Below are 18,347 nucleotides of genomic sequence, written 5' to 3' on the forward strand. Positions count from 1 at the left end.
TGTTGATTCTGTTCCGCTTCCTCGATCAGTTTCCGCTGATCGAATTCAGTTCCGGATCGGTAGAGAACATGAATCTGTTCTCGAATTCCGCGCCCAGACCCACGGATGTTTCGACGTAGCCGTATGTGGGAGACGATCGGTCTGACGCCAACCTCTGGCCCCATGCCTGGTGATCGGCATTGCTTCTGGCTCGAGCGATGCCAATGCATATGCTCAGGCCGCACGCGAGGCGCTCAAGAACCGCGTTCTGACCCATTGCGCGGGTTAAAGATGATCGATAGTGCCTGGTCAGGTCCTGCGCATCAGGGCTGGATGCTGCGTCGATGGTCATGCGTTCGATTGCTTCAGAGGTACTACGGCTGGACCGCAGAAGGTCTTCAGCAGTCTGGCTTGAGATGCCTCCATTTGCCATGAATCCAGATTCGGCCTGGAGGTGCTCGGATGTGCGTTCAATACGATTCATGACCAATGCCGATGCGCTTTGGTTCGAAGATGTGCGGCCACGCGGATTGGCTGACTCGGATATGTCTGGATGACGCTGGCTGGTGCTGCTTTCTTCTGTCGTTCTCTGTTGATTCCCGTCTGCTGCCGGTGATTTTCCATCGATGCATCCGCTGCAGCAAAGGCCGAGAAGCGCCGCCGCGATCGGGCGGAAGTATCTTGCAATTGCAGGAGATGCGGGAGAAACGGGCACGATCAATGCCTCTGGTCTGGCTGGCCGATTGGCCCGGTCATGCAATCTTCCGATCTTCAGCAACGGTGGTAAGTAGGGCAATTACTCGTCTGTTGTTCAGACTATGCCCATCCTCTGTTCATGGGTGGACCGCTTTTCAGCCTCCCCTCAAAGAGCGGCCGATGGTCCTCGCGGGGTGCAGCACCTTTACCCGCGATGCCGCAACAGCAACTGCGTCATCAATGCACGCAGCGCCGGTGGCCGCACCGGCTTGAGCAGGAAGCCCCAACCGTTCTCGGCAGCATGCGCCTTCAGCGCATCATCGCGCTCAGCGGTTACCAGGATCACCGGCGGCCGCGCCTGCCACAGCTTGCACAGCGCTTCATACAGGTCCGGTCCGTGCCATTGCCCCATGCGCACGTCCAGCAGCAACAGCTGCGGCACGTTCAACGCGCTGGCGATTTCCACCGCGCCCTGCGGGCCGTCGGCAAGTTCCACATGGCAGCCCCAGCGTTCCAGCAGCGCACGGGTCGCCGCGCAGACGTGGGGGTCGTCATCGATGCTCCATACCCGACATTGCCGCAGCGGGCTGTCATCGGACGGTTCGGTCGCGATGACCGGCGCCGTCGGCGGTGCAATCACCTCATCGGCGCGCCCGAGTGCCACGCTTACGGCGAATACGCTGCCCTTGCCCAGCGTGGAATGCAGGCTGATGCGGTGGCCGAGCAGGCGGCCGATACGCTCGACGATGGCCAGGCCCAGGCCGGCGCCACGTTCCTGCTCCACGCCGTCATTCAAGCGGCGGAATTCTTCGAAAATCTCGCCCTGCAGGCTTTCCGGAATGCCCGGCCCCTGGTCATGCACCTCGATGCGCAGCTGGTCACCTGCACGCCGGCAACCGATCAACACGCGTCCACGTGGCGTGTAGCGCAGCGCATTGGACAGGAAATTCTGCAGGATGCGCCGCAGCAGCGCTTCGTCGCTGATGACCACCGCGCGGGTGTCCACCCAGTCAAGCTGCAGACCGCGGCTCTGTGCGGCGATGCCGAACTCGCGCGCCAGGGTTTCCAGTAAAGGCGAAAGTGAAAAAGCGCGCACGCGAACCTGCAACGATCCCGATTCCAGCCGCGAGATATCCAACAGACTGTTGAGGATCGCATCCTGCGCCGCCAGCGCGGCGTCGATATGGTCGCTGGTCTGTTGCTGTGCGGGGTCACTGAGCTTCCCGCGCAGCACCGACACGAACATGCGCGCGGCGTTGAGCGGCTGCAGCAGGTCGTGCACCGCCGAAGCGACGAAGCGGGTCTTGTAGCGGTTGGCCTGTTCGGCCTCGCGGCGCGCTTCGTCCAGGTCGCGAGTGCGCTCGGCAATGCGGTGTTCCAGTGCATCAGCCAGCGAGCGCAGTTCGCGCGCGGCATTCTTGTAGCTGGTGATGTCGGCGTAGCTGGTGACGAAGCCGCCGTCGGGCAAGGGATTGCCACGGATTTCCAGCACCGTGCCGTCGTCCTTCTCGCTCTCGCGCATGTGCGGGCGACCACTGCGCAGGTGGTTCAGGCGACGCTCGATCGCTTCATCGACGGGACCGGGGCCGAGCAGGCCGCGACGGGCGTTGAAGCGGAACAGTTCCTCGATCGGGCGGCCGACGCGCACCAGGTCCATCGGGAAGCGGAACAGTTCCAGGTAGCGCGAATTCCACGCGACCAAGCGCAGGTCGCGGTCGATCACCACCACGCCCTGGGGCAGGTGTTCGAGGCTGCGGCTGAGCCCGCTGTCGGCGTCGGTGGCGGCCTGCAGCAGGCCGTCCTGTGCGGTACGCAACTCCTGCGCATGCTGCTTGAGCAGGGTTTCCAGTTCGCGGCGGCTGCGCAGACGGTGTTTGGCCAAGCGCCGGCGCTGCTGCACGAACAGCACCAGGAAGCCCAGTGCCAGCCATGCGGCACCGCCGGTGAGTGCGGCCGCGCGCCCGGCAGAGGTGGCTGCACTCGCATCGTGCAGCAGGTGCAGGTTCCAGCCTTCGGCAGGCAGCGGCAGGCTCTGCCACAGCATCGGCTGCGGCAACGCCGGGTCGAGCAGGCGCACCATGCGGCCGCCGTCGGCCAGCACGTCTTCGGTGCGCGCACGCAGCGGCTGCAGGGCACGATCGGCGTACTGGCGCGCCTCTAGCATTTCGCGGCGCTCGTCGGCGCCCAACGGGCGCAGCAGTCGGTAACGCCAGCTGTCACGGTTGGCCAGGAACACCACGTCGTGGTCATCGCTTGCCAGCACCACGTCCGGGCTGCTCAACCATTCCTGTTCCAGTGCGGACAACTCGACCTTGATCACCACCACGCCCAGCCGCTGGCCGTCTTCCTCGATCGCCTGCGACAGGTAGTAGCCGGGCACGCCGGTGGTCATGCCGATGCCGTAGAAACGGCCGCGGCCCTTGGCCAGTGCCTGGCGGTAATAGGGGCGATAGCTGTAGTTCTCGCCGACGTTGCTGGTTGGCTGGTCCCAGTTGCTGGCCGCCACCGCCACACCGTCGTGGCCGACCAGGGTCAGGGTGGAGGCGCGGGTGACTTCGTTGGCGCGTTGCAGCTTGAGGTTCAGTCGCTGCCGTTCGGCAGGTGAGGGCGGCACCCGCAGCGCGTGCAGCAGGTCCGGATCAAGCGCCAGTACCTGCGGCAACGTGCCGAAGCGGTCGATGCGCTGTTGCAGGCCCTGGCCATACAGCTGCAGCTGGCGTTGCACCTGGCTGCTTTCTTCGCCCAGTGCACGGCGCCAGGCGTAGTGGCCGGCGGCGACCGCACACAGCACCGTGCCGCCGACCATCACCAGGACGGTCAGCAACAGCATCCGGTGGCGGCTGAGCCAGTACATGGCGGCAGTCTACGCAGGGCCGGCGGGCGTGGCGTGCACGCCCGCCGGGATCTGACGTGGAAGGGGTCAGAAGTGCATCTGCGCGCGCAGTTCGAAGATTTCCGGCGTGCTGTGCACGCCACGACGGCTGGCGTCGACCTTCACGTAGTTGGCCTGGAACTTGAAGTGGCTGGTCAGGTACCAGTTCGCACCGACGGTCAGGTCGTGCTGGCGGCCACCGAGGATGCTGCCGTCGTCCAGGTCCAGGCGGCTGTAGCGGGCCACCAGTTCCACCGCGCCGTAGTCATGTGCCGGCTTGATGTTGGCCACCGCGCCGGCGTTGTACGGGCGCGATTCGCCGGTCAGTACCCAGCTGGCCATTGCGTACTGGCCGCTGCCGGTATAGTCGGGCAGGCCCTTGCGGGTGACGGTCGCCTGCAGGGCTTCGGCCTGCAGCGAGAACGGGCCGCGGATCCAGATGCCTTCCAGGCCGGTGCGGCTGATCTGGTCGGCGGTGACCAGCGCACCGGAATCGACGTAGCGGATGTCGGTCAGGCCGGCTTCCGGGCGTGCGCGCAGGCGTGCGCTGGCCTCATGATGCACATCACGGCCATCGCTGTAGCCACGCGGATTTTCCTGCGAATAGGCCACGCCCAGGTGGATCACATCACCCGGTGCCTTCACCGGCGTCCACACCGCACGCACCGCCTGGGTGGTGCCGGGGTTGTCGCCCTGCAGGTCCTTGCCGCCGTAGGCGCCGGCCTGCAGCAGGTACTGCGGGCGCTCCAGCACCCATTCCACGCCGGTGCGGCGGCCAGCGTAGAAGGCCTGTACGGGCAGTGCGGTTTCCAGGAACGTGCCGGCGCGCGAGGACGTGTTCGCGTCCAGGCCGACCGGGGTCTTCATGTAGCCGAAGCGGAAGCGGCCGACATCACGGCCGAAGAAGGCCTTGCTCTCGAAGCGCACGAACACGTCCAGCCAGGTATCGGCCTGGAAGTCGTAGTAGACCATCGCGTCGTACACGCCCTTCTTCTTCAACGTTGCGCCGAACTCCTTGCGACGCACAGCGTCGTCGTCCTCAAGGCCGCTGGCCGAGGAGAAGTCGTTGTAGTCGTAGGCGATGTTGGCGGTGGCGGCCAGTTCGGTGCCGTCGCCGAAGGTGTACTTGGTCGGCCAGTTGTCGAAATCCGCAGCCGAAGCGAAAGCAGGAAGGGCGGCCAGGGACAGGGCCAGCAAGGTGGGAATCGGGCGCATGTTGGGTGCGGCTCTCTCAGATTGCGTGTGGACAGGACAACAACGGCCGCAGGGGCCGAAACTTTCGCAAGGACACGCCCGGCCGTTCAGCCTGGGCCACCGGCCTCCCCAGGATCGGGCGGTGCGTCGCCAGTGTAGGCATCGCCGCCACCTGAACCGGGGGGCTAGTACCAATAGGTTATCTGCGCCGGCGTGCCCGGCGCGTACAAAGGCGTCCATTGGTCGCACCCAGCGCGTGCTGCGCGGGGCCTGCGAGCAGTTTCCACGGTAACGGCCCAGGTGCATCCCGGGACCGTACGTGCCTGAAAACGCCCCTTCCGGAGTCCGCCATGCACATCCCGACCGCAGCACCGGCGCCTGTCAAGCCGTTGCCGATCTATCGCCAGCTGTATTTCCAGGTGATCGTGGCGATCGTCCTGGGCGCCATCCTCGGCCACTACGAGCCGCTGATCGGTGAGAAGATGAAGCCGCTCGGCGACGCCTTCATCAACCTGGTGAAGATGATCATCGCGCCGGTGATCTTCCTGACCATCGTCACCGGCATCGCCAGCATGACCCACCTGCGCACGGTGGGCCGGGTGTTTGCCAAGGCGATGGCCTACTTCCTGTTCTTCTCCACGCTGGCGCTGATCGTCGGCATGGTGGTGGCGCACGTGGTGCAGCCCGGCGCCGGCATGAACATCAACCCGGCCGAGCTGGACCAGACCGCGGTGCACAGCTACGTCGAGAAGTCGCATGACCTGACCCTGGTCGGTTTCCTGATGGACATCATCCCGAAGACGCTGCTCAGCGCCTTCGTCGACGGCAACATCCTGCAGGTGCTGTTCGTGGCCGTGCTGTTCGGCATCGCGCTGGCGATGGTCGGCGAGAAGGGCAAGCCGGTGCTGAACTTCCTGGAAGCGCTGGTCGCCCCGGTGTTCAAGCTGGTGCACATCCTGATGAAGGCCGCCCCGATCGGTGCATTCGGCGCGATCGCCTTCACCATCGGCAAATACGGCGTCGGTTCGCTGATCAACCTAGCCTGGCTCGTCGGCTCGTTCTATCTCACCGCGTTCCTGTTCGTGGCGGTGATCCTCGGTGTGGTCTGCCGGCTGTGCGGGTTCTCGGTCTTCAAGCTGGCGCGCTACCTGAAGGCCGAGCTGCTGCTGGTGCTGGGCACGTCGTCGTCGGAGTCGGCGCTGCCGTCGCTGATGGAGAAGATGGAGCGCGCCGGCTGCAGCAAGTCGGTGGTGGGCCTGGTAGTCCCGACCGGCTATTCGTTCAACCTGGACGGCACCAACATCTACATGACCCTGGCCGCGCTGTTCATCGCCCAGGCCACCAACACCGAACTGACCCTGGGCCACCAGATCGCCCTGCTGCTGGTCGCCATGCTCAGCTCCAAGGGCGCGGCGGGCGTCACCGGCGCCGGCTTCATCACCCTGGCCGCGACCCTGGCCGTGGTGCCGGAAGTGCCGGTGGCCGGCATGGCGCTGATCCTGGGCGTGGACCGCTTCATGAGCGAGTGCCGCTCGCTGACCAACTTCATCGGCAATGCCGTGGCCACCGTAGTGGTCTCGCGCTGGGAAGGCGCGCTGGACCGCAACCGCCTGCAGCTGGCGCTGGACGGTCGCGAAAGCGAGCTGCCGCCGCCGGTGGACGCGCTGCCCGAGGCGCTGCCGGCCAAGGGTTGATCCAGGTGTGTGGTACCGCGGGGCCGATCACGACAGTGGTGCGGCCCCGCGGCGTTTCAGGGCGTCCCCTGGCTGTCATGGGAGACGCCGAAGCTGGTACCCGGTACCGTCGCATACGGCACGGAATTGTGCGGTCGCAGCATGGCTGCGACAGGATAGCGACAGGTCCGGACGCTCCAACGGGGGTATCATCCCCTGTCCCTTCTGCCCATTCATGTAACCCACATCGATGTCCAACGAAGATTTCAAACAGGCCGCCCTCGATTACCACCGGATGTCTCCGCCCGGCAAGATCAAGGTTTCCGCTACCAAGCCCATGCTGACCCAGCGCGACCTGTCGCTGGCGTATTCGCCGGGCGTGGCGTACGCCTGTGAAGCGATCAAGGCCGACCCGCAGCAGGCCAGCGAGCTGACCGCCCGCGGCAACCTCGTTGCGGTGATCTCCAACGGCACCGCAGTGCTGGGCCTGGGCAACATCGGCGCGCTGGCCGGCAAGCCGGTGATGGAAGGCAAGGGCGTGCTGTTCCAGAAGTTCGCCGGCATCGATGTGTTCGACATCGAAGTGGACGAGACCGACCCGGACAAGCTGGTCGACATCATCGCCTCGCTGGAGCCGACCTTCGGCGGCATCAACCTGGAAGACATCAAGGCGCCGGAATGCTTCGTGGTCGAGCGCAAGCTGCGCGAGCGCATGAAGATCCCGGTGTTCCATGACGACCAGCACGGCACGGCGATCATCGTCGGTGCGGCGGTGCTGAACGCGATGGCGATCACCGGCAAGAAGATCGAGGAAGTGAAGCTGGCGACCACGGGCATGGGCGCGGCCGGCATTTCCTGCGTGAACATGCTGGTGCAGCTGGGCCTGAAGCCGGAAAACATCCTGGCCTTCGACCGCGAGGGCGTGATCCACACCGGCCGTACCGATCTGGACCCGGAAAAGCAGCGCTATGCGCGCGACACCGACAAGCGCACCCTGGCCGAGATCGTCGACGGTGCGGACATCTTCCTGGGCCTGTCGGCGCCGGGCATCCTGACCGCCGAGATGGTCAAGACGATGGCGCCGGACCCGGTGATCTTCGCGCTGGCCAACCCGACTCCGGAAATCATGCCGGAAGTGGCGCGCGCTGCGCGTCCGGACGCGATCATCGGCACCGGCCGTTCGGACTATCCGAACCAGGTCAACAACGTGCTGTGCTTCCCGTATCTGTTCCGTGGTGCGCTGGACGTGGGCGCGACCGCGATCAACGAAGAAATGAAGATCGCCTGCGTGCGTGCCATCGCCGCGCTGGCACGTCGTGCCGCCACCGACATGGGCTCGGCCTACGGCGGTGAGACCCCGAGCTTCGGCCGTGAATACCTGATCCCGCGCCCGTTCGACCGCCGCCTGCTGGTGGAGCTGTCGGCTGCCGTGGCCCAGGCCGCGATGGATTCGGGCGTGGCCGCGCGTCCGATCGCCGACATGGGCGCCTACCGCGACAAGCTGGCCCAGTTCGTCTACCGCACCAGCCTGATGATGAAGCCGGTCTACGACCGCGCGCGCAGCGACAAGCAGCGCGTGGTGTACGCCGAGGGCGAAGAGGAAGTGGTGCTGCAGGCGGTGCAGAACGTGGTCGATGACGGCCTGGCGCACCCGATCCTGATCGGACGCCCGGAAGTGATCGAGTCGCGCATCGAGCGCCTCGGCCTGCGCCTGAAGATCGGCGAGAACGTTGAAGTCACCAACATCAACGACGATCCGCGCTTCAACGAGTACTGGCAGTACTACCACGGCCTGACCGGCCGTCGTGGCGTGACCGTGGCTGCGGCGAAGAACCTGATGCGTTCGCGCCCGACCCTGATCGCGGCGGTGATGGTGGCGCGTGGCGAAGCCGATGCGATGCTGACCGGCATCGTCGGCCGTTTCCACAAGAAACTGGGCTACGTGCGCAGCGTGCTGCCGCTGGAACCGAAGGTCACCTCGACCTCGGCGATGACCGGCGTGATCAACCAGCAGGGCGTGTTCTTCTTCGTGGACACCCACGTGCAGGAAGACCCGACCGCCGAACAGCTGTGCGAAGCGACCCTGCAGGCGGCTTACCGCATGAAGCTGTTCGGCATCGAGCCGAAGGTGGCGCTGCTGTCGCACTCCAACTTCGGCAGCCACGATTCCAAGGACGCCCTGAAGATGCGCCAGGTGCGTGAGCTGCTGCTCAGGCGCAACCCGCGTCTGAACGTGGATGGCGAAATGCAGGGCGACACCGCGTGGGACGAAGCGCTGCGCCAGAAGCTGCTGCCGGGCTCGACCCTGCAGGGCCGCGCCAACCTGTTCGTGCTGCCGAACCTGGAAGCGGCCAACATCGCCTACAACCTGGTGCGCGTGTTCACCGACGGTGTGGCGATCGGCCCGATCCTGATGGGCGTGAACAAGCCGGTGCACATCCTGACCACCAGCGCGACGTCGCGCCGGATCCTGAACATGACCGCCATCGCGGCGGTGGATGCGCAGATCCGCAAGCAGCTGGAAGCCGAAAAGAAGGCATAAGCCTTCTCTCCAGCGACAGCTGCAGAAACGCGCCCTACGGGGCGCGTTTCTGTTTCCGCAACACGGAAACGGGCAGGGTCGGCTGTTAGTCGACTGCTCTTCGTCCAGCCACCGAAAATGCCGCGCTTCGCGCGATAGTGGACCACCGGTCGACTCTACCGGTCCCCGCGCGGGGACCGCCGCTGCCACACGCGCGACGCCACCTGGTCATCGCCCTGCAACGCCGTTACGGCCCAATACGCCCACGCGGCCCGGCCGTGGAAGGAGCCGGACCGGGCTTCCCACCCTGGGCCCGCCCCACTTTTCATCAACGAGGGTGTCATGCGCAATCGAGCGACGCGGCGGTACTTCCAGCAGCTGTTCGCGCTGTACGCCGGCTTCGCACGTTCACGCTGAAGCCGCGCCGCCCACGGCGGCTCATTGCAGTGGGGGCGGCGCCAGCAGTTCGATCTCGGCCAGCGGCAGTCGTCCTGGCGCCGTGAGGCGCAGGCGGTACTCACTGTAGCGGCCGGGCTTCGCGATGCGGAACGGACGGGTCTGCCGGGCTGAATCGAAGTCTTCCGCGCTGCGCTGGTCGAGCGTGATCCAAGCGCCGCCGCCAGTGCGTGCTTCCAGAGTCCACGCACCGCCACGGATGCTGCCGTCACCGCTGGTCAGCGTGTACATCGTCGGGGTGCCATCGCTCAGCCCGGTCAGCGCGACGGTCGCACCGCCACCGAGGCCCACCGTGGTACCGGCATCATCATCGACCAGTGCGGGCAGCGCGCGGCCATCAGCCAGCGTCGCCTCCGCGCTGTGGCCAAGCAGATCGTGCAGCACCTGCGGATGCTGGCCACGCGCGGTCAACGAGCGCGGCACATCGTCCACGCCGCTGCCCCATCGCGACGGCTGTGGGCCCATCACGAAGTCCAGTGTGGCGCCCTTGGCGATCAGCTCGTGCGGCACCCAGGTTTTCGTCCACGGCGTGCCGTTGATCTTCAGCGATTGCACGTAGACGTTCTCGCGCGAGTTGTTGGCCGCGTTCACGGTCAACACCGCGCCGCCCTGCAGTTCAACACGCGCATGCCGGAACGCTGGCGAACCGATCACGTACTCCGGTGCGCCCATTCGCAACGGATACAGGCCCAGCGAGGCCAGCACGTACCACGCCGAGGTCTCGCCGTTGTCCTCGTCACCCGGATAGCCCTGGCCGATCTCGCTGCCCACGTACAGCCGCGACAGGATCTCGCGCACGTGCTGCTGGGTCTTCCAAGGCTGCCCGGCGTACAGGTACATCCATGGGATGTGGTGCGCCGGCTGGTTGCTGTGCGCATACATGCCCATGCGCACGTCGCGCGCTTCGGTCATTTCATGGATGGTGCCGCCGTAGGAGCCGGCGAACGCAGGGTCGGCGGTTTCCGGCGTGGCGAAGAAGGCGTCCAGCTTCGCCGCAAGCTTGTCGCGGCCGCCGTACAGCGCGGCCAGGCCTTCGCCGTCGTGGGCGGCGGTGAAGGCGAAGGTCCAGCCATTGGATTCGGTGTAATCGTGGCCCCACACGCGGGGGTCGTAATCCTTGGCGTCCACGCGCCAGCGGCCATCGGCAGTGCGGCCCTGGAAGAAGCCGGCGGCCGGATCGAACATGGTCGTGTAGCTGGCGGCGCGATAGCGGAAGTACTCGGCCTCGGTGCTGTAGCGCTCGCGTGCAGCCGGCGTGGTGGCGTGCTTGGCCAAGGCATCGGCCATGTTGGCGATGCCGAAGTCATTGAGCGCGCCTTCCATCGTCCACGACATGCCTTCGTGCACGTCCGCGCTGGCGTAGCCACGGAAGGTCGAACGGTCCATGCCCTTGCGGCCGACATGGCGGTCGGGCGGGACCACGGTCGCGTTCTTCAGCGCGGCGGCGTAGGCCTCGGCCGGATCGAAGCCACCGATGCCCTTCAGCCACGCATCGGCGAAGGCCACGTCCGAGCTGGTGCCGACCATCAGGTCGGCGTAACCCGGCGACGACCAGCGCGCGATCCAGCCGCCGGCGCGGTACTGCTCGATGAAGCCCTGCACCAGCTGGCCGGCATCGTCGGGCGTGAACAGCGCATAGGCCGGCCAAGTGGTGCGGAAGGTGTCCCAGAAGCCGTTGTTGACGAAGACCTTGCCGTCGCGCACGCCGGTGAAGCTGCGGTTGGCACTGCCGTCGGTGTTGTCATCGCTGGCGCTGGCCTGGTTGGCGTAGCGCCAGTCGGGCGCCGCCGCCGTGCCGGCATTCTCGTGGCCGGAGTTCGGGTACAGGTACAGCCGGTACAGGCTGGAGTACAGCGTGGTCTTCTGGTCGTCGCTGGCATCACCGATGTCGAAGCGGGACAGGCGCGCATCCCACGCATCCTGTGCGCGGCCGGCCACGCTCTCCAGCGTGTCGGCGGCGGCGATTTCCAGCGCGAGGTTGTGCCGCGCCTGCTCCAGCGAGATCAGCGACGTGGCGATGCGCATGGTCACCCGTCGCTCGCTGCCTGCATCGAACTTGATGTAGCCGGTCGGGCGGCCGGTGTCGAGGCGACCGCTGCTGCGCCAGGGTTTGTCGAAGCTGGCTACCACGTACATGCGGCTGGCGCCGTTGGACAGGCCGCTGCGCGTATCGGTGTAGCCGGACAGCGTCTGCGTGGCCGCATCCAGGCTCAGCCCACCCCGTGCATCGACGTTGTCGAACAGCAGGTTGGCGTCGCCACCCTCGGGGAAGTCGAAACGGAACAGCGCGGCGTGGTCGGTCGGTGCGATCGCGGCGTTGATGCCGTTGTCGAAGCGCACGTCGTAGCGGTAGGGGCGGGCGCTTTCGTGGCTGCGATCGAACGACAGCGCGCGCTTGCGGCGATCGGCCTCCGGCACGCCACGGCTGGCCGAGGGCATCACCTGGAAGGTCTGGCGGTCGCCCATCCACGGGCTTGGCTGGTGGCTTAGTGCAAGCGCCTGCAACTGCGGACGATTCTGTGCGTCGTTCTGCTCGTTCCAGCGGTACAGCCAGTTCAGCGCGCCGGCGTCGGTCACCGGGGTCCAGAAGTTGAAGCCGTGCGGCACCGCTGTGGCGGGGAAATTGTTGCCGCGTGAGAAGGTGCCGTTGGCCTGGGTGCCACGGGTGGTCAGCACCCAGTCGGAAGCACGCTGCGGCTGGTGCCGTGGCTGGTCACCCAGGCGCACATCGTCGATCCAGCCGGACACCGGCGCACCGCCGGCGCTGGCCACCTCCAGTTCGATCGCCACCACGCGGCGACCCTTCAATCCCGGCACATCGCCCAGCCGCACGGCCTTGCGTGCCCACTGCTGCGGGTACAGCGTCTTGGAATCGCCCTGTGCACGTGCGCCGATCGCCACGCCGTGCTGGTCGCGTGCTGCACCGGCCGAGACGCGGCTGCCATCGTCCAGGCGCAGATCCAGCGAGACATAGGTCGAGGCCACCGTGTCCTTGCCCACGATTTCCGGCAGCACCAGCCACGACAGCGTGGTGTCGGCCTCGATCGGCAGGTCGGTCTTGAACAGTTCGCGCCGCGCGCTGCCGCCGTCGCTGCTGTAGCGCAGGGCATGCAGGCCGCTGTAGCCGGCGTTGCGCTTGGCCGTGTAGGGCGCGGCCGGGCCGTTGCCGATGGTGACCTGCAAGGCGCCGGCGGCAGCCGCCGGGGCCGGCTCTCCGGGTTCGAACGAGGTCTGCAGCCCCTGTGCCAGCACCGGCGTCGCAGTGGTCGCACATGCCAGGGCCAGGGCGAGCGGAAGCAGGGCGCGGCGAGGATCGGACAGGGTCATGCAGGGGCTCCCGGAAGGGCTGGCGGCGGGCAGAACCCGCATCGGCGGACACCACGGACAGCATCGCTCTGCCCGCCACAGTGGCAGTGGAAGAGGCGATGCCGGTCCGGTGGGGGCGGGCCATGCGATCGGGTCGGATTGGGCAGGTCGGGTTGCGACCTGGGCCGATCCTGCAACAGCCGCCGCAGCCTGACAAGTGCCATTTAGTTCGATCCAAATACGGGAAATATGCGATTTGCCTGATTTCCGGCCACAACCCTGCAGATCCACCATGGAGTTTGAGAGGCCGGCGACAGCCGGCGTGCCTGCCCAGCTGCGCAGAATCGTCCCGCTGCGCCCCCCCCCCCTGCTGCACGCCATGTCGGGGCGGCCCGGATGCTAGAATCACGGGCCTCGCAACCCGTTCACCGACACCCGCCATGAGCCATACCGCCACCGCGCCCGCCAATGCCGAGAAGCGCTACACCGTGCACCGCAGCGATCTGCCGCTGAGCTGCCCGACCCCGGAAATGGCGCTGTGGAACTCGCATCCGCGCGTGTACCTGCCGATTGAAGACGAGCCCAACGGCGAAGCGCAGTGCCCGTACTGCGGTTCCGTGTTCGTGCTGGCCGACTAAGCGGCCGCCCCGTCGATGCGCCGATTGACCGTGGTGCAGTTGCTGCCGGCGCTGCACTCCGGCGGTGTCGAGCGCTCGACCCTGGAAATCGCCGCGGCACTGGTTGCTGCCGGGCATCGCGCGCTGGTGGTCTCGGCCGGTGGCCGCCTGGTGCAGCCACTGCTCGATAGCGGTGCCGAGCACCTCACCCTCGATATCGGCCGCAAGTCACTGCTGACCCTGCGCCACCTGCCGACCCTGCGCCGCCTGTTTGCCGAGGTTGGCGCGGACATCGTGCATGCGCGCTCGCGCCTGCCGGCCTGGCTCGGCCTGTACGCGATCCGTGCCATGCCCGTGGCACAGCGCCCGCATTGGGTGACCACCGTGCACGGCCTGAATTCGCCCAGCCGCTACAGCGCGGTGATGACCAGCGGCGAACGCGTGATCTGCGTGTCCAACAGCGTGCGCGAGTATGTGCAGCGGCACTATCCGAGCGTGCCGGAACAGACGCTGCAGGTCATTCCGCGTGGCGTTGATGTCGGCCAGTTCCCGCGCGTAGCACGTGCCGACCGCCGCCCGCGCCTGGCGCTGGCCGCCGATTACCCGTGGCTGGCCCGGGTCGACGGCCCGCTGCTGCTGCTGCCGGGGCGCGGCACCCGCCTGAAGGGCCACGCCCACGCGTTGCAGCTGCTGGCCGATGTGCGCGCCGCAGGCGTGCCGGCCCAGGTGTGGATGCTGGGCACCGATGAGCCGGGCCGCGAAGCCTACGTGGCCGATCTGCGCCGCCAGGCCACCGCGCTTGGCGTGGCCGAGGCCGTGCACATCAGCACTCCGACCGCGCGTATCGCCCAGGCCTATGCGGCCAGCGATCTGGTGCTGCAGCTGTCGGACAAGCCCGAAGCCTTCGGCCGCACCGTGGTCGAGGCACTTTCGGTGGGCCGCCCGGTGCTGGGCTGGGACCACGGCGGCGTCGGCGAACTGCTGCAGCAGCTGCAGCCCAGTGGTGCAGTGCCGTTCGGCGACGCCCGTGCACTCGGTGAACGTGCGCTGGCCCTGCTGGCGCAGCCGCCATCGCTGCCGGGCCGTATCCCGTTTACCCTGCAGGCCATGCAGCGTGACACTCTCCGCCTCTATGCCGACCTTGCCGGCTGATTCCGCCGTCAGCCTGCGCGATGATCGCGCCGGGCGCTGGGCGCCCTGGTGGGTGCTGGCATACGTGGCGCTGTGGCCGTTGCCGGGCATCGCCGAAACCGTGCTCGGCCTCGGTGCGCTGTATGCCGCCGCGCGCATGGTCATGCGGCGCCTGCAACGCCGCCCGCACCTGCTGAGCACGGCGGCGTGGGCGCTGACCTCGATCCTGTTCCTCGGCTATTGGCTGCCGCAGGCCATTTCCGCATTCGATGCCATCGACCCATCGGCGTCGTGGACCAAGGCTGCGGCCGGCCTGCGCTATCTGCCCTTCATGTGGCTGGTGGCGATCGCGGTGGCGACACCGGAGCGGCGGCGGCTGACCTTCAGCGGCCTGGCCCTGATCACCGGCGCGTGGACGCTGGATGCACTGGTGCAGGCCGTGGCGGGCACCAGCCCGTGGTTCTGGTCGCTGGAGCAGCTGAAGCTGGCGGTCAGCGGCCACGCGTTGTGCCCGGCCAACGAGGCCGCGCTGGCCGACCGTCTCAGCGGCGCGTTGGGGCCGTGCAATCTGAAGTTCGGCCAGGTGCTGGCCAGCCTGTCTCCGTTCCTGCTGCTGCCGGCGGCGCGCCGCTTCGGCAACGCGGGCTGGCTGCTGGCTGCCGCCTCACTGGGTGGCGTGCTGCTGCTGGCCGGTTCGCGCGCTTCATGGATTACCTTTGCCCTGGTGCTGGCTTACAGCGGCGTACGCCAGCTCGGTGTGAAGCGGATGCTGCTGCTGGCGCTGCTTGGCGTGCTGGGCGCCGGCGCGCTCACCGCCAGCGTGCCGCAGCTGCGAGAACGCTTCGCGCGTACCTCGATGGCGTGGGGCGGCGGCGAACGCGGCGTTGACGAGGCGCTGTCGGGGCGTGCGCGGATCTGGGAAGCCGCCGTCTGCATGATTGAAGAACACCCGTTCAACGGCGTCGGCGCACGCGGTTTCCGCGATGCCTATCCGGCCTGCGTGGCCGAAGCGGGACCGGCGGTCTGGGGCGATGCTCCCGCGCTGCATGCGCATCAGATCGTGCTGGAAATCCTCGCCGAAACCGGGGTGATCGGCCTGCTGCTGTGGCTGGCGGCAGTCGCCCAGGCCTGGCGTGCATGGCGCTACGCGCCGGGCAGTGCCCGCGAACGCGCACGCCCGGCGATGCTGGCCCTGGCAGTGACCGTGTTCCCGCTCAATACCCACCTGGCGTTCTACTCGGCGTTCTGGGGCGGCCTGACCGTATTGCTGGCCGCGCTGTTTGCCGGCAGCCTGCTGGCGCGCGACGCAGATGAATCACCGGCGCTGAAATAACGGCGCGTCCACGCATGATGTGGATCTACTGCAATAGCGGGACGAACATTGTCATGGTGAATCTGCGCTACGCGTGGATGGCACGCATCCCGATGCCCGATCATCTGCACTGGCTGATGAAGCTGCGCGGAGCAACCCTGGCCGAGTGCATGTCCCTGCTCAAATCACGTAGCAGGATGTACATCATGGCCAACCCGGTCCGCGCGGGCTGGGCGTGCGCGGTGGGGGAGCACCCTTGCGCCAAGTGCCGCTGGCCGTTGTGATCCCCCCCCGCCGGTTACCTGTAAAAATCGCTCCGCCCGCCCGGCTGCCGCTTGAATCGGCGGTGGATCCACAGGTACTGGTCGGGGGCCTCGCGCACCATCTCCTCGATGGCCTGGTTGACCCGCGTGGTATCGGCTTCCACATCCTCGCTGGGGAAATTCTCCAGCGGCGCGCCGATCTTCAGGAAGTACCTGCCGCCCTCGCGGCGGTGGAAGTACGGGATCACCGCGCAACCGGTCATCCGCGCCAGCTGGTGGGTAGCGGTGATGGTGGACGCGGTGTGGCCAAAGAACGGCACGAACACGGTGTCCTTGCCACGCATGTCCTGGTCCGGCGCATACCAGAGGAAGCCACCCTTCTTCAGGTGTCGCACGGTGGCGCGGATGTCTTCGTTGGCGAACATCGCCTTGGCGTAGCGCAGGCGGCCGAACTTCACCGCCCATTCGTACACCGGGTTCTTGTGCTTGCGGTACATGCCCGAAAGATCAACGTAGTCGCACAGCAGGCGCCCGCACATTTCCAGGGTCATGAAGTGACCCGACACCAGCAGTACGCCACGGCCCTCGGCCTGCATCTGCCGCAGGTGTTCCAGGCCTTCGATCTGCACCTGCGGGCGGATGCGGTCGATGCTGCCCCACCATGCGCGGATGCACTCGAACACGCCCACCCCCAGGGCATCGAAACTGTCGCGCACCAGGCGCTGGCGCCAGGCCTCGTCCTTCTCGGGGAAGCACAGCTGCAGGTTGACCTCGGCAGCGCGGCGGCGGCTGCCCAGCAGGCGCCAACTGATCCAGCCTACGCCCCGGCCCAGCGCGCGCTGCAGCATCCACGGCAGGCGGGCGATGGCGAAGGCGCCCAGCATGGCGGTGAACATCGGCCAGTGGCGGGGGTCGCGCAGCGAAGGGCGGACGGCGGTGGTGGCATCGGACATTGGCCCATTCTACCAAGGCGGCCGCGTGTCTTTCCCAAGGGCCTCCCGTATCCTTGCCGCATGCGCAAAGACCCTGTCGAATGGATCCTGCGCGGCCTGTATTCGGTCGTGCTCTACATCCTGCTGCCGATCACCGTGTACCACCTGGTCTGGCGTGGCTTCCGGGTCCGTGAGTACTTCCGCCGCTGGGACGAGCGCTACGCGTCCTATCCGCAACCGACCGGCCAGCCGCGGGTCTGGCTGCACGCGGTGTCGGTGGGCGAGGTCAATGCTGCCGCACCGCTGGTCAATGCGCTGCGCCAGCAGCGCCCGGACATCCGCTGGGTCATCACCACCATCACCCCGACCGGCTCCGAGCGCGTGCGTGCGCTGTGGGGCGATGCGCTGGACCACGTCTACCTGCCGTATGACGTGCCCGGCAGCGTCAACCGCTTCCTGGGCCATTTCCAGCCCAGCCTGGCCCTGATCCTGGAAACCGAGCTGTGGCCGAACATGCTGTTCGGCTGCCGCGACCGCGGTATTCCGGCGTACATCCTCAACGCGCGCCTGTCGGCCCGTTCGCTGCGCGGCTACCGGCTGCTGGCGGCACTGATCCGCCGCGCGCTGCGCACGGTGACCTGCGTGGCTGCACAGTCGCAGGATGATGCCGACCGTTTCGTACAGCTGGGGGCGGAGCCTGGCCAGGTGCAGGCCCTGGGCAACCTGAAGTTCGATATCACCACGCCGGACGTGCAGGGCTTCGTCGAACAGTTCCATGCCCGCGTTCCGGCGGGGCGACCGGTATGGATCGCCGCCAGCACCCACGATGGTGAAGAGCAGGCGGTGATCGATCTGCACCGGCGCCTGCGCCAGCAGCACCCCGGGCTGCTGCTGTTGTGGGCGCCGCGCCACCCGGAACGCTTCCCGAAGGTGGAGGCGCTGGCGCGTGAGCAGGGGTGGAGCGTCGCGACGCGGCGCGCGCAACAGTGGCCACAGGCGGACTCCGACGTGTTCGTCATCGATACGCTGGGCGAGCTGATGCCGTTCTATGCCTGCGCGCAGGTGGCGTTCGTCGGCGGCAGCCTGCAATCGATCGGCGGCCACAACCTGCTGGAGCCGGCCGCGATGGGGACCGCCGCGGTGACCGGTCCGCACCTGCACAACTTCTCGGAGATTTCGCGGCGCATGCGCGAAGCCGGCGCCCTGCTGATCGGCGAGGACGTACAGGCGGTCGGTGAACTACTGCTGCATCTTCTCGACAGCCCGCAAGCGCGCGAGGACATGGCGCGTGCGGGCTGCACGCTGATCAGCAACGGCCGCGGCGCGCTGCAGCGGACCCTGGCGCTGGTGGCGCCGCATCTGCCGCCACCGCGCAGCTGACAACGCCGTGCGGTC

At 67.2% G+C, this 18,347-nt stretch carries 12 protein-coding genes; 7 read left to right on the forward strand and 5 right to left on the reverse strand.

The genetic code is table 11. The features are described from left to right. Positions 1-25 precede the first annotated feature (25 nt). From QZ853_RS09540 to QZ853_RS09550, 3 genes are all read right to left on the reverse strand, one after another. Positions 26-700: a hypothetical protein gene (locus QZ853_RS09540; protein WP_295572339.1), complete on the reverse strand. Its 675-nt coding sequence runs from the start codon at positions 698-700 to the stop codon at positions 26-28. Between the two features lie 180 nt (positions 701-880). Continuing rightward, a complete protein-coding gene (locus QZ853_RS09545; RefSeq protein ID WP_295572342.1) occupies positions 881-3,529 on the reverse strand; it encodes a PAS-domain containing protein in 2,649 nt (882 codons plus the stop codon). A gap of 66 nt (positions 3,530-3,595) precedes the next feature. After that, a complete protein-coding gene (locus QZ853_RS09550; RefSeq protein WP_295572345.1) occupies positions 3,596-4,762 on the reverse strand; it encodes a porin in 1,167 nt (388 codons plus the stop codon). 329 nt (positions 4,763-5,091) lie between these two features. On the opposite strand from QZ853_RS09550, the gene QZ853_RS09555 reads away from it, so the two are divergent. Beyond that, the gene (locus tag QZ853_RS09555) at positions 5,092-6,435 is read left to right on the forward strand and encodes a dicarboxylate/amino acid:cation symporter (RefSeq protein WP_295572347.1); all 1,344 of its coding nucleotides are present in this window, start codon (positions 5,092-5,094) and stop codon (positions 6,433-6,435) included. Between the two features lie 229 nt (positions 6,436-6,664). Then, on the forward strand, positions 6,665-8,956 hold the full coding sequence (locus tag QZ853_RS09560; RefSeq protein ID WP_295572350.1) for an NADP-dependent malic enzyme: 2,292 nt from the start codon (positions 6,665-6,667) through the stop codon (positions 8,954-8,956). A 417-nt stretch (positions 8,957-9,373) separates the two neighbouring features. Here the strand turns inward: QZ853_RS09560 and QZ853_RS09565 are convergent, their stop codons facing one another. Then, positions 9,374-12,718 (reverse strand): GH92 family glycosyl hydrolase, encoded by a 3,345-nt coding sequence (locus tag QZ853_RS09565; protein WP_295572353.1) that lies wholly within the window; start codon positions 12,716-12,718, stop codon positions 9,374-9,376. Positions 12,719-13,137: 419 nt separating this feature from the next. Between QZ853_RS09565 and QZ853_RS09570 the strand changes: the two genes are divergently transcribed. From QZ853_RS09570 to QZ853_RS09585, 4 genes are read left to right on the forward strand one after another with little or no spacing between them, the layout of a single operon-like run. Beyond that, positions 13,138-13,335, forward strand: coding sequence for a zinc-finger domain-containing protein (locus QZ853_RS09570; protein ID WP_005410967.1), 198 nt, complete (start codon positions 13,138-13,140; stop codon positions 13,333-13,335). Between the two features lie 15 nt (positions 13,336-13,350). Beyond that, entirely contained in the window at positions 13,351-14,466 is a 1,116-nt protein-coding gene (locus QZ853_RS09575; protein WP_295572357.1) for a glycosyltransferase, read from the forward strand. Beyond that, positions 14,447-15,778 carry an O-antigen ligase family protein gene (locus QZ853_RS09580; RefSeq protein WP_295573470.1) on the forward strand — a complete coding sequence of 444 codons (1,332 nt, stop codon included), beginning with the start codon at positions 14,447-14,449 and terminating at the stop codon, positions 15,776-15,778. The genes QZ853_RS09575 and QZ853_RS09580 overlap by 20 nt, the downstream gene beginning before the upstream one ends. A 14-nt stretch (positions 15,779-15,792) precedes the next feature. Further along, the gene (locus tag QZ853_RS09585) at positions 15,793-16,041 is read left to right on the forward strand and encodes a hypothetical protein (RefSeq protein WP_295572360.1); all 249 of its coding nucleotides are present in this window, start codon (positions 15,793-15,795) and stop codon (positions 16,039-16,041) included. A gap of 14 nt (positions 16,042-16,055) precedes the next feature. Here QZ853_RS09585 and QZ853_RS09590 read toward each other — a convergent pair whose 3' ends face one another. Next, positions 16,056-16,973 (reverse strand): LpxL/LpxP family Kdo(2)-lipid IV(A) lauroyl/palmitoleoyl acyltransferase, encoded by a 918-nt coding sequence (locus QZ853_RS09590; RefSeq protein ID WP_295572364.1) that lies wholly within the window; start codon positions 16,971-16,973, stop codon positions 16,056-16,058. Positions 16,974-17,033: 60 nt separating this feature from the next. On the opposite strand from QZ853_RS09590, the gene waaA reads away from it, so the two are divergent. After that, complete coding sequence (gene waaA, locus QZ853_RS09595) at positions 17,034-18,332, forward strand: lipid IV(A) 3-deoxy-D-manno-octulosonic acid transferase (protein ID WP_295572367.1); 1,299 nt, start codon at positions 17,034-17,036, stop codon at positions 18,330-18,332. Positions 18,333-18,347 lie beyond the last annotated feature (15 nt).

This window comes from uncultured Stenotrophomonas sp., assembly GCF_913778665.1.
Classification (GTDB): domain Bacteria; phylum Pseudomonadota; class Gammaproteobacteria; order Xanthomonadales; family Xanthomonadaceae; genus Stenotrophomonas.

Bases quoted from the DNA above. Each gene is read 5' to 3' on its own strand.
- QZ853_RS09545 (WP_295572342.1), bottom strand. From the start codon at position 3,529: ATGTACTGGCTCAGCCGCCACCGGATGCTGTTGCTGACCGTCCTGGTG.
- QZ853_RS09550 (WP_295572345.1), bottom strand. From the start codon at position 4,762: ATGCGCCCGATTCCCACCTTGCTGGCCCTGTCCCTGGCCGCCCTTCCT.
- QZ853_RS09555 (WP_295572347.1), top strand. From the start codon at position 5,092: ATGCACATCCCGACCGCAGCACCGGCGCCTGTCAAGCCGTTGCCGATC.
- QZ853_RS09560 (WP_295572350.1), top strand. From the start codon at position 6,665: ATGTCCAACGAAGATTTCAAACAGGCCGCCCTCGATTACCACCGGATG.
- QZ853_RS09565 (WP_295572353.1), bottom strand. From the start codon at position 12,718: ATGACCCTGTCCGATCCTCGCCGCGCCCTGCTTCCGCTCGCCCTGGCC.
- QZ853_RS09570 (WP_005410967.1), top strand. From the start codon at position 13,138: ATGAGCCATACCGCCACCGCGCCCGCCAATGCCGAGAAGCGCTACACC.
- QZ853_RS09575 (WP_295572357.1), top strand. From the start codon at position 13,351: ATGCGCCGATTGACCGTGGTGCAGTTGCTGCCGGCGCTGCACTCCGGC.
- QZ853_RS09580 (WP_295573470.1), top strand. From the start codon at position 14,447: ATGCCGACCTTGCCGGCTGATTCCGCCGTCAGCCTGCGCGATGATCGC.
- QZ853_RS09585 (WP_295572360.1), top strand. From the start codon at position 15,793: ATGATGTGGATCTACTGCAATAGCGGGACGAACATTGTCATGGTGAAT.
- QZ853_RS09590 (WP_295572364.1), bottom strand. From the start codon at position 16,973: ATGTCCGATGCCACCACCGCCGTCCGCCCTTCGCTGCGCGACCCCCGC.
- waaA (WP_295572367.1), top strand. From the start codon at position 17,034: ATGCGCAAAGACCCTGTCGAATGGATCCTGCGCGGCCTGTATTCGGTC.